Origin of the sequence: Planomicrobium sp. CPCC 101110 (assembly GCF_007859395.1) — a bacterium.
Taxonomy (GTDB): domain Bacteria; phylum Bacillota; class Bacilli; order Bacillales_A; family Planococcaceae; genus Planococcus.
This window is the reverse complement of sequence record NZ_VOHD01000009.1, coordinates 21,963-41,940: the sequence shown is the minus strand read 5'-3', so window position 1 is coordinate 41,940 and position 19,978 is coordinate 21,963. Positions and strand designations below refer to the sequence as shown.

Genomic DNA, 19,978 nt, shown 5'->3' with positions numbered 1-19,978 from the left:
CCATATAGCGGTCATGCGGCAAAAACACCCGCTTATAAGCGGGTGTTTTTGAGATAGCCAGAAGTTCCTTTTTGTGACAGGATGATTGTCCTGGAGCAGAACAGCTGCAAAAATTCAAACCGTTAAAAAAGCACCCGCTTACAAGGCGGGTGCTTTTAGGTCATATACATATTTGGCTGTCTGCAGTGGGTAGCCTTCGAACAATTCTTCAAACTCTTCCACAAACTTGAAGCCATTGGTTTCGTAAAAATGACGGCCTTTCAGATTTTTACTTTCCACATAAACAAATAACTGAGAACCTTGCAAAAGGGACAAGCCGCTGCTCAGCAGTTTTTTTCCATAGCCGTTGCGCTGGTATTCGGGCTTTAGGTAAATGGCGATCAACTCCGCATCTCCATCTTCATCGACTTTAGTAAAGTTGGCAAAACCGACAGGCTGGCCTTCGTGTTCAGCTAGAAGCATAATTGTTTTCTTTAACCGCATTTCCATCATTGGGAACGAGTAGGATTTATCTAAAAAACTTTTTTGGACAGGGGAGGGAATGATTCCTTCATACGTATCACTCCAGCTAGTATAGGCAATTTCCTGCACAGAAGAGATATCTTCTGTTGTGCCAGTGCGAATCATGCAATCACCTCTAAAATTCTTTTTGCCATCATATCAAATAATACCCTGAATAGCCACTGATGTGGAATAATAGAAGGAAAAAGGAGGCGGTATTTTTTGAATTGGAAAACTTATCATTTTAATGATTTATCAGTTGGAAAATTATATGAAATTTTAAAGCTGCGAGTAGATGTTTTCGTAGTGGAGCAAGAATGCCCATATCCGGAATTGGATGGCCTGGATCAGGAGTCTATTCATCTTGAATACGCAGAAGGCGGAAAAACGCTCGCTTATGCGCGTCTTGTTCCAGCGGGAGTAAAGTATGAAATTCCATCAATCGGCAGGGTAATAGTACATCCTGAAGCAAGAGGACGTGGCCTTGCGAAGCAATTGATGACCCATTGTATGGAATATATTCTATCGGAATGGAAGGCTGAGGAAATTCAGCTGCAGGGCCAAGTATATTTACAGGAGTTTTACGAAAGCTTCGGCTTCCAGCCGGTTTCAGAAGCGTATGATGAAGATGGGATTCCTCATGTTGATATGAAATACATGGCGAAACAAAATAGCATTTAAATAGTGCGTTTTTCAGGTTAAGTCGTAAAAGTTCAGGGTAAATAGAAGGTAAATCTGATGGGAGTGGTTGAGATGGCAAAACGGAGAGGCCTGTTGATTGCAGGATTGGCTGCAGGCGCATACGCGTATTTTAAGAACCCCGAAAATCGAAGAAAAGCCACAATCGCTTTTAACAATACAAAGTTAAAAGTCAACGATTTTCTGGAATCCCAAAACTTAGAAGGCTTTGGAGAGACGGATGCTGCCGTTTCACCTGCGAAGGAATCTTCATCCGGGAAGCCGCAAAATGACGGCAAGTCGACAAGCGTCCAATACGTCAATGAGGATAAGGAACAAGAAGGGAAAACTTCCGCGAATTCGGACCGGGATCAATTTGGCCGTACGGATTCCGAAACACCGGAAAGCAAGACCCCTTAGAGCGATGCTTAAAAAGATGGGAACTCCCCATCTTTTTTTAATTCTTCCATATAATATTTCCATTGTGGATTAGTAAAGCCTATAGTCCGGGTAAAGATATAGAAGAAGTCATTATATCCCGGAGGTAACTAGATGAAAAATGCAATGTTTATACTGAATCCTTCTGCCGGCAAAGAGAAAGCGGCCGATTATCGCTTGGATGTTCAATTCACGTTGGAACAGATGGGCTATATGGTAGATACGAGAGAGACTGAAGGCAAGGGGGACGCAACCCGCTTTGCGAGAGAAGCTTGTGATAAAAAATATGATTTTGTGGTGGCAATGGGGGGCGATGGCACAATCAACGAAGCCGTATCAGGCCTTGCAGAACAAGAGCACCAGCCTTTGTTTTCGCTGATTCCCCTTGGGACCGTCAACGACTTTGCCCGGGCATTGGGGGTTTCCTTAGATCCGGCGGAGGCAATCGAAGCTTTGAAGACAGGCTCGGAAAAGTGGGTGGACATTGCAAAGGTTGGAAAACAATACTTTATGAACATCTTGGCGATTGGACAAATTGCCGAATCAACATATGAGGTTACCCCAGAACAAAAAACAAAACTGGGAGCCTTCGCTTATTTCATAGAAGGCCTCAAAGCGATTACCGAAGACGCCGAAATGTTTTTTGAGATTGAGCATGATCACGGCGTATGGAAAGGAGAAGCTAAACTCGTATTGGTAGCATTGACGAACTCGGTAGGAGGCTTTGAGAAATTGGCTCCGGAGGCGCTGACCGACGATGGTCTGCTGCATCTCTATATCGTGAAAAATGCCGCTCTTCCGGCTTTTATCCGGATTGCCGGAGCGCTGTTGATTGGAAAGCTGGAACAAGATCCCGCGGTGGAAGTAGTCCACACCACAAAAGTTTCAATCAATACGAGCAATCCTTTATCGTGCAATATAGATGGCGATGAAGGCTGTGCAACCCCTTTCCAAATCGAAGTATTGCCTCGTCATATCCGAGCGCATATCCCGCCGGATGTAGAAGTGAAATAAAGGTTCAATAGGAAAAAAGCAGCCATTTAACCATTTTGGCTGCTTTTTTGTTTTTGAAAAAATTTGGGAGATAAATGGTCAAAAATGAAACCATTTTGAGAGTATTTCGTTATATATAGTATATATTTTGGGAATATATTTCCTTTTAATCAGTAACTAGTAAAATAGAGCCTAAATCAAATTACATAAAAAAATTTAAAAAGTTAGGAGATTGACTATGTTCTTATGAGCCGTTTCGGTATATAGTTGAGGGAGCGCTTGCAAATATTGTACAAAGAAAGACGGGGAAAAGATGAATATTATTGCTGCACCATCCATTCAAGAAACCATTTCCAAAATTTTCATGGCGGAAAATGAGAATTTAAATCATTACGAAGGATTGGAAAACTTTTTTGAAATTGAAACCCAATTGGTTTATGAAATCCATCATCTTGAAAAAGACCGGGCAAAACAAACATTGCGGGAATTGATAGACTTGATATCGGTACGCGCTGGAAAAGAAACTATCCGAGCAGTCCGCAACTACTACATTGTGTTGTCTTCACTTATGGCACGCAAATTGTATGAAATGCGTGTGCCGCCGAAAAAAGCATTCGCATTCAATGCTGCCTGCATTGAATTAGTGGATAACCGGATGAACGATTCGGAATTTTTATATGTAGCGGATGAATTGATCGAGTTCTTCGTGTCAATTATCTCTGAGCGGAAACAGCCTTCTTTTGGCCACCAGACGGTCAATAAAGTGGTGATGTTCATCAATGATGAAGTCGAGCGTGATTTATCTGTGGAAGATATTGCAAAGCATTTTCATATTTCCACAAGCCACTTGTCCCGCATCTTCAGAGAACATGCAGGAATTACGCTTGTCGAGTATTTGAATGTGCGGCGGGTCGAAGAGTCGCAATATTATTTACGTCATTCTGATAAAGTTATTTCAGATATTTCGAAGCAATTCCATTTCTGCAACCAAAGCTATTTCACCCGCATCTTCAAAAAATATACATCAGTCACACCAAAACAATTCCGGGACAGCCAGCATATTCCGTATTTCCGCTATACGCTGCCCAATGCAAAATAAGGAGAAGAAATTCTCCTTTTTTTCTTGTCTTCAGAACATTTGAGGCTGAAAAGCATTCGCAATTTTGCCACAAAATGCCGAAAAGTCGGCTGAGGAATATCCATTGATTGAATTTTATTGTTCTTATGGGTATACTTCTTAATAGTTGAAAAAGGTGAAGGTGACTAAAGTGAAAAAGAAATTAACATTGCTGCTCATGCTAGCAGTTTCAGTGATTTTATTAAGTGGATGTTCCGCAGTGGAAAATCAGGAAGGCTTTTTCTACAACCTGTTTGTTAAACCGTTTGTTTTTTCTCTGGATTATTTAGGGAATCTGTTCAACGGAAGTTATGGAATGGCTATTGTTGCCATTACGGTGATTATTCGCTTGATTTTGATGCCTTTCATGTTGAATACCTACAAGCGCCAACAAGGCATGAAAGTTAAAATGGATAGAATGCGTCCAGAAATGGAAGATATCCAAAAACGTTTGAAAGCAACAAAGGACAAAGAAGAGCAAATGAAAATTCAGCAAGAAATGATGGGGCTGTATAAAAAGCATGACGTGAATCCCCTTAATATGGGATGTTTGCCTGTCATTGTTCAAATGCCGATTATCATGGGCCTTTACTTTGCCATCCTATACGCGCCAGAAGAAATCAAAACGCATGAGTTCCTATGGTTTACTCTTGGTTCTCCGGATATTTTGATGACACTGATCGCCGGAGCTGTCTACTTCTTCCAGGCAAAAGTTTCTCTGTGGACAATGCCGGAGCAGCAGCAGAAACAAATGAAGCTTTTCATTTATATTTCGCCGATTATGATCATGTTCGTCTCATTTTCATCGATGGCTGCATTGCCGGTCTACTGGGCAGTCGGAGGGATTTTGCTGATCATTCAAACATTCATTGGCCGGAAATTCTATTCAGAGCATCCGGAAAAAGCGCTGGAATCAGTTGAAGAGAAGAAATAATATGAAAAGCCGGCATTGGTTGCCGGCTTTCTTTTTTAGGGGTTGAAAACATGAACCGGAAATTGGTGTTGGGAATAAGCGTGGCAACTTTAAGCATTGCGTCCTTGATTTTTTTGATTCAAGGAAATATGGATATAGCGGTGCTGTTGATGACATTGCTGTTTGTCATTACAAACAGCTTCCGCGCCCGGCAAATGAAAAAGCAGGGAATGGAACGGGAAGCGAAATGGATGTCAGGCATGGCTATTATGTTCGCTATTTTATTCGCAGTTGTCCTCGTTACTGTTATTATATAAAAAAACGGCGCGGCCTCATTGGGGCTGCGCCGTTTTTTTATATTCATACTTATCTTTTTGCCGCTGTTCCAATAAATTGTCTAAACGCCCTATTAAACTTTTTATATCTTTTTGAGATATTTGTTTCATTATACCCATCTCCTTGTAATGTTTCTAATAGTTTATTCGTGCAAAAGAGAAGGGTTATGGGGGTCAATTGGCGTTTCATTAGTTTTATTCCGCTTATGGCAGCCATAGGAGCAACAAGAAAAAAGAATCGTTGAAGAAAAAACTGGCATAAGAGTTTGAACGTATGTATAATGCCAAAAGGACGGACTGGCATCAAGGAAAAACGGTTTTGCCAGTTAGCCGTTGCAACCTCCAAGCGGTTCTTGCAGTCTTTATAACATACGGTGAACTTATTGAATTCGCAGGAATTTAGAAGCCGCTGTATGGTAGAATAGGAAAGAAGTCAAGGGAAAGAAGGAAAACTATGCCATCTCGTTACACACCGAATCAGCAAAAAAAGAACCCTTTTATAAAGTGGTCTTTGATTATTGGATCAATATTAGTAGCCGCAGCTGCCGCCGCGTGGTTTTATTTACAATCCATAGATAGTCCAGCCAACATAGATGATGCCGCAACAAACGAAGTGCAGACTTCGCAAAGCCCTGGAGAAGAACCGCCGGAAGGGGATGGAGCTGTGAAAGAAAAAGCTCAAGAGCTGGAAACGGCTGAAGCGCCGGAACAGGAAGAGGAAGAAAAACAAGAGGAACCTCAAGAAGAACCGAAAGAAACGGAAACAAAAGAAAAGGCGGCGGATGAAGCGGAGCCGACAAAGGATGCCACCGTGTATTCCGATACGGTTGAACTTCCTGAAGAACCGGCCGTGATCAATGGCATCCTGCTGGCGAATAAACAGCATCCGCTGCCTGAAACATATGCGCCGGGAGAAGGTAAAGAAGCCCGTGCAGCGTTTGAAGAAATGAGAGAAAAGGCGCTTCAAGAAGGGGTAGATTTGGTCGCGTTCAGCACCTACCGCGACTATAACCGCCAAAAAGAACTGTATAACGGTTATGTGGCAAAAGACGGACAAGAAGCGGCTGACCGCTATAGCGCGCGTCCGGGTTACTCGGAACATCAGACCGGACTCGCTTTTGACATTGGCGAAGCGGGCCAGGAACAGCATTGGGCCTCGGCTTCATTCGGTGATACAAAAGGCGGGAAATGGCTGGCGAAAAATGCGCATAAGTATGGCTTTATCTTGCGGTATCCGGAAGGAAGCGAAAGCATTACCGGTTATATGCACGAATCATGGCATTTCCGTTATGTAGGAAAAAAAGCCGCGACGGAAATCCATTCCAAAGGCATTACGCTAGAACAATATTTAGGCGTGTAAAAAAGAGTTCCAGAATATATCATTCTGGAACTCTTTTTCTGTTTTATAGGATGGGCGACAATAGCCGGGCAATGGATTCTTTTGTCTTGATCATGCGCGTTCGGCTGTAATATTTCTCATACGTCAATTCGGTGGATAATTCCATGTCGTGGTGGAACAGTTCGGCCAGTTCGGTAGAAACCTTTTGGTCGTACATGAAAGCATTGACTTCGAAATTCAATTTAAAACTCCGTACGTCAATATTGGCTGTACCGACTGTCGAGGCTTTGCCATCAATGACAATCATTTTCGTATGTAAAAAGCCATTGTTGTAAATGAACACCCGAGCGCCTGCCCGCAGCATCTGGCCGGCATAAGAATAAGTTGCCCAATAGACGAATGGGTGGTCAGGCTTGTTTGGAATCATGATGCGGACATCGATTCCAGAGAGAGCCGCGATTCGGATGGCATCGTAGAAACTGGCATCCGGAATAAAATAAGGCGTTTGGATATAGATGGACTTTTCAGCCATGTTGATCAATTTCAAATAGCCATCTTTGATTTGTTCCCATTCCTCATCAGGGCCGCTTGAGACGATTTGGATCGTTGTTTCTCCTTTTTCCGGAATCGCAGGAAAATAACCATCATCGTATTCAATGTCATTCCGGGCGGAGGCTTGGTTCCAATCAAGGATGAAGCGGGTCTGCAGCGGATGCAGTGCGCTTCCCTGGAGCTTCAGGTGGGTGTCCCGCCAATAGCCGAATTTCCGGCTGAGCCCGATATATTCCTCTCCGACATTGAAACCCCCGATATAGCCGACCCGACCATCTATGACGACGATCTTGCGGTGATTGCGATAATTGAGGCGCGGGTTGATAAGCGGCCAAATGGCTGGGAAAAACACTTCCACTTCTCCGCCGGCATTGATAAATTCCTTGAACTTTCGTTTGCTGAGGCGGCGCGAACCCATGTCATCATACAGCAGGCGGACTTTAACGCCTTGCTTTGCTTTGGCGATCAAGGCATCCATGATGCGATTGCCCAGCTGGTCCAAGCGAAAGATATAGTATTGGATGTGGATATGGTGTTTGGCGTTTTGGATATCGTCAATCAACGAATCGAACTTCTCGCGGCCATCATTGAAAATTTGCACGGAATTGTCTTGGGTCAAGACGGCTCCGTTGTTCCGCAAAAGCAAATAAACCAACTCTTTATAGGATTGCGCATTCTCGTCACGAAAATGAAATTCGTTATCGTGCAAAGCATTCATTTGATGGGCGATTAAGTTTTCAATTCCCACTTTTTTCCGGCCTTCCCATTTGAAAAGGGTTTTCCTTCGGAGCCGTCTTCCAAGTAAAAGATAAAAGAAGAAACCGAAAATCGGAATGAAGAATAAGACCATTATCCACGCCCAAGTTGAAGAGGCATCACGGCGTTCTAAAAAGACAAGTGCTGCGGCAAGAAAAATATTCAAGACAAAAATGACTGCCGTGAGGATGCCGATAATGGATATTGTCATGTGTATTCCCCTTATTTTTAAATTTGATTCTGGTTTAATTATAGACTAATTACGCAAAAGTAAGAAGAATATTGTCATTTTGAATAAGCAACTTTTCCTATTTTCTTCACCAACTGGAAATAATAAAACGCACTCGCCGGTTAGAGGAGTGCGCTTCAATTATTCGCTAATATTTTCATCTTGCTTCAATTGTTCTACGATGCTTTCCACTTCTTGGCGGCTCATTTTTTCTTTGCCCGACTTCAAGGCTTTCAATGTGCTATGGGCCAATGCAAGCGGAACTTTGCAAAACATAAGGATTCGTTTGTTTTTAATGGATTTCACGTAGAGCTGAGCTTGTGCAAGGTTTTCGTTTGCGTAGTTGAACATATCTTCCCGGTTCCAATCTTTCGGCACGAAGCTGACGCCGCGTTCCAAATCTTCATCGTAGTTCCGGAGCATGTTGACCGCCTGCAGCCCGCGGCCGAATGCAATAGCAAGTTCAGGGTCGGTTTCCGTATTGTCATGCCATTTCCATAAATCCGAAAGCATCGTACCGACAAGCCCTGCAACATAATACGTATAGTCATCCAGTTCTTCCCGAGACTGGATGTTCCAGCCTTTCTCCACCCACTTTGCCATTCCGCCTGCCATTTCCGCGGTAGAAGCTTTCACTTTATCAACAATTTCAGTTGGGCATAAACTGATCCAATCGTATAAGCGAAGGCTGACCTGAGGCAGCATATGCTCATAAGGCTGAAGCAGCAATTTGTATTCATGTGGATCGAACGAAGTTTGCAGCATTTCGCTGATTGTCAGCAGCAAGGTTTTTTTTGCTTTGTCGTCCAACTCTGGATGGTCTTCGATTTCATCGATTGCCCGCATGCAAAGGTAGGCGGATGCAACCGTCTTTTTCAAGGTAGGTTCCAAAAAACTGATTGGGATGAAAAAAGTCCGGCTTGTTTCTTTTAACATGACCATGGACTCTTTGTGCAGATTCGAGACTTTACTCATCTCAATTTCCTCCTGTTCGTAGACAAAATAGCAACTCGTATGTATAGAGTGAAATGGAGCGGAACCCCAAATCTTGAAAGTGCCTGTCTACTAAATATAAACGAAATACATAAAAAAACAAATGATTACCCTAAATGCAGTTTTTGGGCAGAAAAAAATCCTAAGGGCCAATCGCTTTTCAACGAACAGTCTTTAGGATTTGGTGTTTATTTTGAATGGAAATACTTCCATCCTTCCAATATGCCTCCGGCAAATCCACGCGATGCGCGGTAAATTGTCGGGTCTTCCGGAACAGCCAATAATTCAGGATGGGCGTTTCCGACAATGACAGAAGGAAAGCCTTGCGTAAGCATTTCCGTGTCATTTCCAGAATCTCCGGAAGCAAGCAATTTTGCATCTTGAAGGTTATATTTTTCTACGATATAGCGGAGCGCTTGGCCTTTGCCCCCATGGGTAGGCAAGATATCCACATATTTGCTGCCGCTATAGATGAATTTATGCTGTATTCCTGCATCGCTTAATTGCTTGCCGAATTCAGCAGCTGTTTCATCATCCGTTACATAGTAGGAAGAACGGTTTTTTCCTGTGACCGGCTGTTTTTTTAGCCCAGGAAACTGGGAAGCAATTTTCTCGATTTCTTCAGGCCGCCAGTTTTCGGTCATGCGGGCGTCCCATTCTTCGTCCAGCTCAAAATCTTCGCCATTCCTAATGCGGATTTCTGTTCCGACATCTGTAACGGCAATGTCGGGAGCGGGCAGGTTTTCCGCTTCTCTCAACCCTTGCAGTGATTTGAAATGGCGTCCGGTATTGTACACCAAGTTTACGTGATAAGGCTGTTCTTCGAAGAACGCCAATAGTTCTTTCAAAGCTTCCCTATCCCCGACGAAGGTTTTGTCCAGGTCGGTTGCCAATAAATGTGTTACTCCGTTCATCAATGATCACCTCATACATAGCGTCTATTTTTTTGGAAATAGATGTCCACTGGAATTCTTGGTTTGCGACATCGATGGCTTGGCGGCTTAGGCGTTCTGCAAGCAAAGTGTTGGCAGCAAGTACTTCCATTGCAATGGCCAAATCCACTTCGTTTTTTGTTTCGACAAGCAATCCTGTAACTCCGTCGCGCACCACATTTTTCAATCCGCCGACATCAGACGCGATGACAGGGCTTCCGCACGCTTGCGCTTCTGCCGCAACCATGCCGAACGATTCGTAAAAACTTGGAACAACAGTTGCGGTTGCCACATTAAACAACGTTGCCAGTTCATCTTGCGACTTCGGCCCAAGAAATTCCACTTTATCTTCAATTCCTCTTAAAGCATAGCACAAACTTTTATCAAGAGGCATGCGCGTTGCCGGATCAATGGCTTCTTCATCGCCGCCGGCAATCAGCAAGCGCGGATTGTAGGATGAATCGCCTTTGGCCACCAGCAGCTGAAACGCCTGCAGCAATGTGTAGATTCCTTTTGTTTCCTCCAAACGTCCGGCAAATACAAACAAGGGGCTTTCATATCCCAATTTTCTTCTTAAATGTTTGCGGTTTCCACGCACTTTGAATGCTTGGTCAACCCCGATGGGGATTACGCTGATGGGAGAAGGAGAGGCGACGTTTTCCTGAATAAGCTGTTTTTCGCTTTTGGTTGTCGCTAGAATTTGATCCGCAGATTGAAGAATGGTTGCTTCAGCTTTCATACGGCGTTCATCTCGAATGCCTGTCGCTTTTTCTTTCGCCCATCCTAGAGAATGTGATGTGTAGACGAACGGCAGTCCGAACTCTTCTTTCAGTTTTTTTCCGATCAGTCCCGACAGCCAGTAATGGGTATGGACCAAATCGTAAGAATCCAAAGGTAAGGTTTGTTTCATTTCTTTATAGAAAGCGGGCAGCATGGTATACATTTCGTTTTTCGATACAAATCCTTTATATCCGGCTTTGATGCGATAAACACGGCACGATTTTCCGAACGTTTCAACCCGAGGGGCTGTCTCGTCACACCAATGCGTTGCCACATCCACTTGCCATCCTCTTTTTTCCAAAGCTAACGCCAATTGTTTTACATAATTGTTTTGTCCGCCGGCTTGTTTGCCTCCAAGTTTTGCTAGTGGATCTCCATGATCCGAAATAAAGAGCACTTTTTTTCTCATTTCAGTTCATCTCCATTCTAATTGCCTCGGAATCTAAAAAAACCGAGACTCTGTTAGTTGAATACCCATCCCCTCATCTCTTTAAACATTTAATTTACGGAATTTTCTATTTACATTTCACTATTGATAATAATAGACAAAAGAAAGCCCTTGGAAACAGGATTTCCAAGGGGCGTAAACAAAGTGCTATTTGGAATTATCGACGAATCTGCCGTAATCGGGCACTGCAACATATGGGAAATGATTGACTAATTTCACGAGTCCTGATGCCATTTTCGGGCCTCTCATCGGTTTTCCGTGTCCCGTAGCTGCAATGGAAGGCCGCAAGTTGGCTATTTTAATGACTGACTCCCAGGCGTTCTGCCAATCTGTCGTCAAATAGACGGGCGGGCCGCAAACTTCCTTTTTCTGTACAAGCACTTTATAGAAGGAGTCCTGCTTGACCGTTACAAAAGCATCGCCTGCGATGATGATCCGGCCTTCGAACCGGAAAAGGGAAATATGCCCTTCCGAATGGCCTGGAGTGTGAAGCCATTTCCAGCCAGGCAGCTCTGGAATATTGCCGCTTGCGGGAAGTTCCTTAAGATGTTCGGAAATATTGATCGCTTGCTTCGGAAACGCCGCTGACATCTTGGCTACAAGACCGCCCTGCACTGTAGAATCGGGTTCCGGGTAGTCCTTTTTCCCTTGCAAATACGGAAATTCGAGCGGGTGGGCGTAAACCGGCACCGGGAACTTCGCAAGTATATCGATAATTCCGCCCACATGGTCAAAATGGCCATGTGTCAAAACGATCGCTTTCAGTTTATGGTCGGGCCCAAAGCGGTCTTCAGCTTCTTTCAATATTCTGCTTCCTGATTCAGGCATACCTGCGTCAATAAGCACCCACTCACTGCTGACCGCGGGATTTCCGATAAAATAGACATTGACAATCTGTGTAGTAAAGCAATAGACATCACGCATCACTTCCCGGCCTGAACCGTCTTTCACTGAAGTGACAGGCAATACTCTTTCAGTTGATGAGCTTCTCTCCATATTGAATCCTCCTCCGTTTTCCTCGCTTCTTTCTAATAATGCTTTACCCCAAATACTGCTTTCGAATCAGCTCAGTAAAGAGAAACTTCAAACAGCGGAGTTCTTCTCCGCGGCAAAGCGCTGAATCGGAAGTTGTTTTGCGCTCGCCGCCTACTGAGAGGTTTGAGTCTCTAGTGAAATAGCGGTAAGATATACGGATAAAACTTTTGGGAAATAGGTGTGAATTACATGAAATCAATCGTTATCATTGGAGCAGGGATTATAGGGGCTTCTGCAGCTTTTCACGCGGCTAGGGCGGGGGCTGATGTGACATTAATCGACCGCGGCGATACGGGCCAAGCAACCGGCGTCGCAGCAGGTATTGTCTGCCCGTGGATTTCCCAGCGCAGAAACATGGCGTGGTATGGGCTTGCCAGAAGCGGAGCGGCTTACTATCCGGAACTGATCCGCCAGCTTGAAGGCCAGGGCGAAAAAGAGACGGGCTATAAGCGGGTCGGCATTGTCAGCATTCATGAAGCAAGCAAGCTTGATAAAATGGAACGAAAAGCATATGAACGCCGGATGGACGCTCCAGAAATGGGTGAAATCCGCAGGTTAACTTCAAAAGAAACGAAGCAAATGTTTCCTTATGCTTCCGATGACTATGGTTCCCTGTACGTAAGCGGCGCCGCCCGGGTAGATGGCCGGGCGATGCGGGACGCTTTGATTGGGGCAGCGGTCAAGTTAGGGGCGAAACGGGTCCACGGAAATGCGAGACTGTGGATGGACGGCTTTAGAGTGATCGGAGTAAAAACGGAAACAGAGGAGTTTCGGGCTGGCAGCGTTGTTTCAACGGGAGGGGCTTGGGCTTCTGAATTGTTCGAACCGCTTGGCTTGGAACTTAAAATAGTCCCGCAAAAAGCGCAGATTCTCCATTTGCAGGTTGAAGGCCGACAAACAGGTGACTGGCCGGTTGCAATGGTGCCGAATGGTTTATACGTCGTGCCATTTGCAGATGGCCGCGTTGTTGCAGGGGCAACCCATGAAAACGATGCCGGGTTTGATGCCAAACTGACAGCGGGGGGCGTTCATCACATCCTTAACAGAACTTTGGATGCCGTTCCGGGCTTGGCTTCGGCGGAAATGACGGGAGCGGGAACTGGCTTCCGGCCATCAACTCCAAGCGCATTGCCGTTTATCGGCCAAGTGCCGGAACACCCGAACGTTTATGCTGCGAACGGATTAGGGTCTTCCGGGCTTACAGCCGGCCCTTATCTCGGTGGGCAGTTGGCTAAATTGGCAATCGGGGAACCTCTGGACATCGATTTGAGTCTATACGATATAGAAGAAGTTTTCCAAAAGAGGTAGAGGAGGGCTCGCCTTGTATTGGTGCAAAATCGCCAGGACAGAAGCGGAATTCAAAGCCATAGCTAAATTGAATTATGACACCTTTGTCGAAGAAATACCGCAGCATGAAAAAAACAAGGAAGGCATCCGGGTAGATCCGTTCCACAAACAAAATACTTATATCATCGTTCTGTCACGTACGGAACTTGTAGGTATGATTGCGCTTCGCGCCGAACGTCCTTTTTCATTGGATTTGAAAATAGGGGAAGTGGAGGGTCATTTGCCCGATATTGGGAAAGTGTGTGAAATCCGGCTACTTGCTGTCCGAAAAGCGCACCGCAATGGACGGGTCTTCTTTTTGTTAGCCCGCGCATTGTCGGATTTTTGCTGTGAAGAAGGATATGACTCCGCAGTGATTTCAGGGACGACACGGGAATTGAAGCTATATGCCCAATTGGGTTTTCGTCCTTTCGCGGAACCTGTCGGCAAAGGAGATGCTGTCTTTGTGCCGATGGTGACAACCCGCAAACAATACAGCGAATCAGTGGCGGCACGTCTTCAAACAAAAAAGAAAACCTTTTTCCCGGGACCTGTCCAGTTGAGCGGAAAACTGGCTGCACCTTTCGGCGAAGAAGCGGTATCCCATCGCTCCGCGGCTTTCGCGGCACTTCTTGAAGAAGCGAAAGGGCAATTGCGAAAAATGACGTCAGCAGCGCCGCATCTTTTGTCCGGGAGCGGGACGCTGGCAAATGAAGCAATGATTGCCCAATTGCTGAAGCTGAAGGCGAAAGGGCTTGTCCTGGTAAATGGAGAGTTTGGCAGGCGGCTAAAAGAGCAGGCATATCGCTGGAAGCTGGACTTTGATGTTATGGAAGAGGATTGGGGCGGCCCTTTTTCGATCGAAAAGATAAAAAAGGTCCTGCATAGCCGCGACATCGGCTGGGTACTCATGGTACATGGGGAAACGTCCACGGGGGTGCTGAACGATTTTGAAAAAATCGCGCTGCTTTGCAAAGAGCAAGGCGCCAAACTTTGTTTGGATTGTGTCAGCAGCTTTGGCGCCGTACCTTTCTCGCTTGAGAACGTTTGGCTTGCTGCAGCAGCCAGCGGAAAAGCGATTGGCACCATGAGCGGGGCGGCCATCGTTTTTGCCCATCATCAAATTGAACCGGATGAAGGGCTGCCTTCTTATGTGGACTTGGGCCTCTACGCCGGTAAAATCCCATTCACATTGTCTGATGGGCTGCTGAAAAGCCTGAACCGGGCATTGCACGCTTATCCGGAACGATATTTGCTGCTGGAACAGCGTTTAGAGTTGCTGAAACGAAAGACAAAAGATTGGCCGCTTGTCTCAGGGGATTTTCCAACCATCATGACTTTCCGGGCGGAAAAAGAATTTGAGGGCTTTTTGCAAGCTGCTCAGTTGTCCGGTTTTGAATTGCATGCGAATAGCGGCTATTTGAAGTCGCATTGCTTGTTTCAAATTTCCTGCATCCAGCCCCGGTTTGAGGAAGATTTGGAGTCGTTGATGGCGTTCCATAAAGTTTATCGAGCATATGCCGCCACATAAAAAACCGCCAACCGGCGGTTTTTTTATTGCGTAATTTGCCTATGGACATCCAAAATGAATTTTTTGTATGGCAGATCGGGCATCGGATCAATATTTTCTTTCGCGATTTCCGCATGCTTCACGGCCAAATCATGACAGCCTTGTTTTTCAAAGATCAACGCCATGTATGCGTCTTTTTCGTAGTTCATCGATAAATCGTAGGGGTGGTGGAGATATTTCGAAAGTTTATGGAGTTGAAGCCAATGAAGCGCTTCATCCAACTTATCCATGCCATATAGAGCTTTGCCCTTCTCCAGGTAAAATTGGGAGACATCGATAGTCGAGCCTTTTTCCAAAAACTTGTCAATAATATCGTAAGCTTTCTGGTATTCGTGTGTGAAAGAATTTCTATAGTGCGCTTCAAGCAAATCAAGGGTAAGGCCGATTTCTTCGTCATCCGAAAACTCTGCAAACAAGCGGAGCTTCCGCACATAATAATCCCGGCTTTCTTTGTCATCATTTAAAACTGCCTGGAAACTCATCACTCTATACAGATCATTTATTCTGTAGAAAATCTTGTTATCCTTTGCATAATCTACTGCCTCTTTCATTATGCGGAGCGCGCTGTTTGCATCGCCGACGGCACAATATAAAACTGCTTCCAAATAATCGAAATCCAATTTTTTCAACGAATCCAAAACTGCTTCCCGCTCTTCAAAAGATTGGCGGGATTGCTGAAGCATTCTCAAAGAGTGGATGTAATCGTGTTCCATGAATTTTATAGTTGCACGGAACGTGTGGATGTCGGCAGTTTTGTTTATCATATGCAACCCTTCATACATTTCCTCTGCTTGTTCCAAAAACGGCTGCCATCGGTCTGACTTTGCATAGTAAAGGCAATGGCTATATATTTCAAGAAGCCTTGCCGATTCGTAGCGGTAGGGCATTTTTCTTTCGTAAGGTTCTATTTTATCGATAATAGGCTTGAAATTATTTTTTGGATCTTTTTGTTCCGCTTTATAAAGCCCCTCAACTTCATGGAGCAATTCACGCATTTCGTTCGGGGAAACTTCTTCTAACAGCTCATTCCTATTAACCCCAAGCTGTTCCGCTATATATGACAAACTTTCCATTGAAGGATTCGCTTTATTGTTTTCTATCAAGCTGAGCATGCCTTTTGTTAATCCTTCGCCAGCAAGCGCCTGCAATGTCAAGCCTTTTTCTTTTCGAAGTTTCTTGATGCGTTCGCCTAGAGTAGCCACTCCATCACCTGCTTTTCCAATATAGTTTAATTATATTAAACTTTTGTTTGCAACGCCAGTTTTTACATGTTATATTTTGTTTAATTAAATTAAACTTTTAAGGGAGGGTGAAAATCATGACCGAGGCCGCTAAGATAAGAAAAGCGACTTTTCATCTGTACACTTTCACCATCAGCAAGCTTATTTCCACGTTTGGTAGCAGTATCTATACATTCGGCATCAGTTTGTATGTGCTCTCGCTTACCGGATCGGCTGCGAGTTTTGCCATCAGCTTGATTTGCAGCATCTTGCCGAGGAGCTTGATTGCACCATTTGCCGGATATGCCGCAGACAGTTACCCGAAGAAAAAGCTGGTCATTTTGTCGCAAGCGGCAAGCGTCCTGGCGGTTGCCGGCTTGCTGGTCTATAGCTTGGCATCTGGCTTGTCGCTGACTGCCATCTATATAACAACTGCACTTGTTTCAGCCGGTTCCATGTTCACGAGTGTGACGTTCACCTCTTCAATTTCCAACTTGATCGATCCGGACCGCATTCAAAAAGCGATGGGCTTCAACCAATCGGCGATGTCGATTGCCGCAATGGGCGGTCCGGTCATTGGCGGCATGCTCTTCGGATTCGTTTCCATGAACATGTTTTTGGCCATCCAGATGGCAGCTTATGCCCTAGCGGTCTTGCTGGAATCGACGATGAACTTCAAACTGTTCACAAATTCCGAGGAGAATGAGGGACCTGAACGGCAGTCCATAGTCAATAGCATGAAAGAAGGGGCGGTATATTTAAAGGCTAACCGCGTGATCATGGTCATTGTGACAACAGCCGTCGGCATCAATTTCTTTTTTTCTGCCATGATGATCGGCTTGCCGTTCATTGCCGTCCAGCAATTAGAAATCAGTTCAGCGCATTTCGGCATTATTGAAGGGACGATTGCAGCTGGCATGCTGTTGGCATCGGTTTACTTTGCGTTGAGAAAAGAAGTGAAGTTCCCGCTCCTCTTTTCAAAAAGAGCAATTCTCATCATGTCAGTTATGTTAGGGGCGGTGGCGATGCCGTTGATCATGAATCTGTCTTATGGAATGAATGTCGGATACCTGGCAATCTTAATGTTCAGTTTTGGCGTCTCCAATATTTTTGTCAACACACCGATTGGCGTAATGATGCAAAAAGAAGTGGATGAACAATATCGGGGCCGCGTGTTCGGCATATTGGATTCGATGTGCATGGCGATGATGCCGGTCGGCTATTTGTTGTTCGGATTATTGTATGATATGATCCCGGCCCAGTTTGTTGTCTGGGGAAGCAGCTTATGCCTTATCCTATTGACCCTCTACATGATGCGCCCGACAGTGATGAAAGAGGCTTATCCGGAACTGGATAGTCCAGTTCCCGGACTGCCAAAGCTTCAATAAGTTTCCTTTCAGCCTTTGACCCCCAGCTTGATAAAGACGAGCTGGGGTTTTTTCCGTAAAACTCCAGGTTTAGGCTGGAAGATAACGGGAAAATCGACAAAGACAACGCAAATTTGGAAAGGGTGATGAAGATGGAGAAAGATAAACCGGAACACATTCCTGCTCAAGAACAAGAAAGCCAGCCAGGCCATGAAACAGAGATGACCCCGAGGCCCGATTTTGCCAAAAACCTAGCCGGGCAAGCACAGCGTTTGCCTGGGAAAACTGCATTGATAACAGGAGGGGATAGCGGCATCGGTCGTGCCGTTGCGGTCGCTTTTGCCAAAGAAGGGGCGGATGTCGCAATCTCCTATTTGAATGAGCACGAAGATGCGGAAGAAACGAAGAAGTTCGTCGAGCAAGAAGGGCGCCGCTGTTTGCTGATTCCAGGTGACATTGGCGATGAAGCCTTCTGCCAAGAAGTGGTCCAAAAGGTGATTGATGAATTCGGCAAGCTTGATGTCTTGGTGAATAATGCTGCCGAACAGCATCCTCAGAAATCGTTGAAAGACATTTCGGCGGACCAGCTTGAACGGACATTCCGCACGAACATATTCAGCATGTTCTACCTGACAAAAGCGGCCCTTGACCACTTGAAACCGGGCGCTTCAATTGTTAATTCGACCTCCATCACCGCCTTCCAAGGAGAGCCGTCGCTGATTGATTATTCATCGACAAAAGGAGCGATTGTCGCATTTACGCGCGCACTTTCCGGGTCTCTTGCAAAAGAGGGCATCCGGGTGAATGGAGTCGCGCCTGGCCCGATTTGGACGCCGCTTATCCCGGCGACATTCGAAGGGGAAGGCGTGGAAGACTTTGGGTCTGAGACGCCGCTCGGCCGCGCGGGGCAGCCGGATGAATTGGCGCCAGGATATGTTTACCTGGCATCTGACGACTCTTCATATGTAACTGGACAAATTCTTCATATAAATGGCGGAACGCCGGTTTGACCGGAGCCATATAAAAAGCAAGTGCCTCATGTGGAGGCACTTGCTTTTTCTGTGTCGCGCAGAGTTTTAGGGGAGCTTAGATAAAGTACAATCAATAAAATGGCTGCAATGGCCAAAGCGCCGGATAACAAGTATACCGAACCGGCTTGCACCGTAAGGAGCCAAGTAAAGAACAAGGGGCCGATAATGCGTCCCATATTATCCATGGAGTAAGTCATGCCGGCGGCCGTTCCGTATTTTCCGCCGGACTCTTTGGAAGTCAAAGACACTAAAGACGTACGGGCAAGGGCGTTCCCTGCAGTGAAGATGCTCAATGCTGCACCCGCAAAAAACAAGTTCTCGGTAAATGGCAGAAGAAACAGGCCTGCTGCGGTTGCTAGCTGAGCACCAATGATCCATTTGGGTTCCTGTCCATTCTTTATTCGGCGGACCACACCGCCCTGAATGGCGGCATCCACCAGTCCGCTGGCGATAAACAGATACCCAAGCTGAAGCGGAGTGATTTCGATCTGGTCAATTTGGAACAATTGGAATGTCGATTCCAGGCCGGCCAGTAAAAAAGTCGCCATAAACGAAAACAAAAACAAATAACGGATGCGGTAATGCCAGAGTGCCGCACCGCCCTGAGGAACAATCGCCCGCTTGGCGGCAGAACCGCGCCGTGCCGGTTCCTTCAGAAACACCGCACTATAAACCATCAGCAGCAGGACTAGAATAGAGGAAGCTGTAAATGGAAGCGAAAGGGCGATGCTGCCAAGCAAACCGCCAATTGCCGGTCCGAAGATAAATCCAAGGCCGATTGACATGCCGAGGAGGCCCATGTATTTGTTGCGCTCCTCATCAGCCGTAATGTCCGCTACAAAGCCGGTGACTGCCGTGTAAAGAGCTCCTGAAAAGATGCCGCCGACAATGCGCGCTGCATAAAGCAGAGCCAGCTGGTCGAGAAACAGGGAAGAAAGGAAAAAGCTCAGGCTAAACCCCGCCAAGCCGGTCAAAATCAATTTCTTGCGGCCAGTTCGATCAGAAAGCGCTCCCCATAACGGAGCAGTGAAAAAGGACGCAAGCGCATAAATCGTAATCAATCCGCCGACATGGATATCAGCGTATCCCTGCTGGACAACAACCTCCGGCAGTACCGGTATGATAATGCCGAACCCCAAATAAACAAAAAATTGGACCGACATCAATAGTAGAATAGTTTTCTTCATTGCAAAAATTCCTGCTTTCTAAAAAGACTCAACTCCCATTCTACCCTTGTTTCAAGCTAGCAACAACGCCCTATCCCGAAAGAATTTCGGGATAGGGCGTCTGCAACAATCTTCCGTAGTTAAAAGCCATCAAAGAAGGCGAATAGTTCGAAAAGAATTTACATTGTCATCAAAATGAAAAGTTTAAAACGTAAAAAACATGGTATTATATACATAGACATAAAAAAGTCAAATATTT

19 protein-coding genes are annotated in these 19,978 nt (G+C 45.5%); 11 read left to right on the top strand and 8 right to left on the bottom strand.

Annotated elements, in window-relative coordinates; genetic code table 11:
* Window positions 1–138: 138 nt before the first annotated feature.
* The gene (locus FQV30_RS14215; RefSeq protein ID WP_146500816.1) at window positions 139–627 is read right to left on the bottom strand and encodes a GNAT family N-acetyltransferase; all 489 of its coding nucleotides are present in this window, start codon (window positions 625–627) and stop codon (window positions 139–141) included.
* Between the two features lie 96 nt (window positions 628–723).
* Between FQV30_RS14215 and FQV30_RS14210 the strand changes: the two genes are divergently transcribed.
* The 7 genes from FQV30_RS14210 (at window position 724) to FQV30_RS14180 (ending at window position 6,335) form a co-directional block, all read left to right on the top strand.
* Complete coding sequence (locus tag FQV30_RS14210; RefSeq protein WP_146500815.1) at window positions 724–1,182, top strand: GNAT family N-acetyltransferase; 459 nt, start codon at window positions 724–726, stop codon at window positions 1,180–1,182.
* A gap of 72 nt (window positions 1,183–1,254) precedes the next feature.
* Complete coding sequence (locus tag FQV30_RS14205; protein ID WP_146500814.1) at window positions 1,255–1,599, top strand: hypothetical protein; 345 nt, start codon at window positions 1,255–1,257, stop codon at window positions 1,597–1,599.
* Between the two features lie 132 nt (window positions 1,600–1,731).
* Window positions 1,732–2,631, top strand: coding sequence for a diacylglycerol/lipid kinase family protein (locus FQV30_RS14200; RefSeq protein WP_146500813.1), 900 nt, complete (start codon window positions 1,732–1,734; stop codon window positions 2,629–2,631).
* 292 nt (window positions 2,632–2,923) lie between these two features.
* Complete coding sequence (locus FQV30_RS14195) at window positions 2,924–3,709, top strand: AraC family transcriptional regulator (RefSeq protein ID WP_146500812.1); 786 nt, start codon at window positions 2,924–2,926, stop codon at window positions 3,707–3,709.
* 169 nt (window positions 3,710–3,878) lie between these two features.
* Window positions 3,879–4,661 carry a membrane protein insertase YidC gene (yidC, locus tag FQV30_RS14190; RefSeq protein ID WP_146500811.1) on the top strand — a complete coding sequence of 261 codons (783 nt, stop codon included), beginning with the start codon at window positions 3,879–3,881 and terminating at the stop codon, window positions 4,659–4,661.
* Window positions 4,662–4,711: 50 nt separating this feature from the next.
* Entirely contained in the window at window positions 4,712–4,957 is a 246-nt protein-coding gene (locus FQV30_RS14185; protein ID WP_146500810.1) for a hypothetical protein, read from the top strand.
* A gap of 472 nt (window positions 4,958–5,429) precedes the next feature.
* Window positions 5,430–6,335 carry a M15 family metallopeptidase gene (locus tag FQV30_RS14180; protein WP_146500809.1) on the top strand — a complete coding sequence of 302 codons (906 nt, stop codon included), beginning with the start codon at window positions 5,430–5,432 and terminating at the stop codon, window positions 6,333–6,335.
* A gap of 43 nt (window positions 6,336–6,378) precedes the next feature.
* On the opposite strand, the gene cls is transcribed toward FQV30_RS14180, so the two are convergent.
* The 5 genes from cls to FQV30_RS14155 all read right to left on the bottom strand — a co-directional run bounded on the left by cls (window position 6,379) and on the right by FQV30_RS14155 (window position 12,000).
* Window positions 6,379–7,833, bottom strand: a complete 1,455-nt coding sequence (cls, locus tag FQV30_RS14175) for a cardiolipin synthase (RefSeq protein ID WP_146500808.1) — start codon at window positions 7,831–7,833, stop codon at window positions 6,379–6,381.
* Between the two features lie 159 nt (window positions 7,834–7,992).
* Window positions 7,993–8,826 carry a squalene/phytoene synthase family protein gene (locus FQV30_RS14170; RefSeq protein ID WP_146500807.1) on the bottom strand — a complete coding sequence of 278 codons (834 nt, stop codon included), beginning with the start codon at window positions 8,824–8,826 and terminating at the stop codon, window positions 7,993–7,995.
* Window positions 8,827–9,032: 206 nt separating this feature from the next.
* Complete coding sequence (locus FQV30_RS14165) at window positions 9,033–9,758, bottom strand: HAD-IIB family hydrolase (protein WP_146500806.1); 726 nt, start codon at window positions 9,756–9,758, stop codon at window positions 9,033–9,035.
* Window positions 9,700–10,965 carry a glycosyltransferase gene (locus FQV30_RS14160; protein ID WP_146500805.1) on the bottom strand — a complete coding sequence of 422 codons (1,266 nt, stop codon included), beginning with the start codon at window positions 10,963–10,965 and terminating at the stop codon, window positions 9,700–9,702. Before FQV30_RS14160 ends, FQV30_RS14165 begins: the two co-directional genes overlap by 59 nt.
* Window positions 10,966–11,151: 186 nt before the next feature.
* Window positions 11,152–12,000 (bottom strand): MBL fold metallo-hydrolase, encoded by an 849-nt coding sequence (locus FQV30_RS14155; RefSeq protein ID WP_146500804.1) that lies wholly within the window; start codon window positions 11,998–12,000, stop codon window positions 11,152–11,154.
* Window positions 12,001–12,228: 228 nt separating this feature from the next.
* Here FQV30_RS14155 and FQV30_RS14150 point away from each other — a divergent pair, with 228 nt between their 5' ends.
* Window positions 12,229–13,347, top strand: a complete 1,119-nt coding sequence (locus FQV30_RS14150) for an NAD(P)/FAD-dependent oxidoreductase (protein WP_146500803.1) — start codon at window positions 12,229–12,231, stop codon at window positions 13,345–13,347.
* Window positions 13,348–13,360: 13 nt separating this feature from the next.
* Window positions 13,361–14,896, top strand: a complete 1,536-nt coding sequence (locus FQV30_RS14145; RefSeq protein ID WP_146500802.1) for an aminotransferase class V-fold PLP-dependent enzyme — start codon at window positions 13,361–13,363, stop codon at window positions 14,894–14,896.
* A gap of 23 nt (window positions 14,897–14,919) precedes the next feature.
* Here FQV30_RS14145 and FQV30_RS14140 read toward each other — a convergent pair whose 3' ends face one another.
* A complete protein-coding gene (locus FQV30_RS14140; RefSeq protein WP_146500801.1) occupies window positions 14,920–16,137 on the bottom strand; it encodes a helix-turn-helix domain-containing protein in 1,218 nt (405 codons plus the stop codon).
* A 116-nt stretch (window positions 16,138–16,253) separates the two neighbouring features.
* On the opposite strand from FQV30_RS14140, the gene FQV30_RS14135 reads away from it, so the two are divergent.
* The gene (locus FQV30_RS14135) at window positions 16,254–17,543 is read left to right on the top strand and encodes an MFS transporter (protein WP_146500800.1); all 1,290 of its coding nucleotides are present in this window, start codon (window positions 16,254–16,256) and stop codon (window positions 17,541–17,543) included.
* Between the two features lie 131 nt (window positions 17,544–17,674).
* Entirely contained in the window at window positions 17,675–18,532 is an 858-nt protein-coding gene (locus tag FQV30_RS14130) for an SDR family oxidoreductase (RefSeq protein ID WP_146500799.1), read from the top strand.
* A gap of 26 nt (window positions 18,533–18,558) precedes the next feature.
* Here FQV30_RS14130 and FQV30_RS14125 read toward each other — a convergent pair whose 3' ends face one another.
* Window positions 18,559–19,740 (bottom strand): MFS transporter, encoded by a 1,182-nt coding sequence (locus tag FQV30_RS14125; RefSeq protein ID WP_146500798.1) that lies wholly within the window; start codon window positions 19,738–19,740, stop codon window positions 18,559–18,561.
* Window positions 19,741–19,978 lie beyond the last annotated feature (238 nt).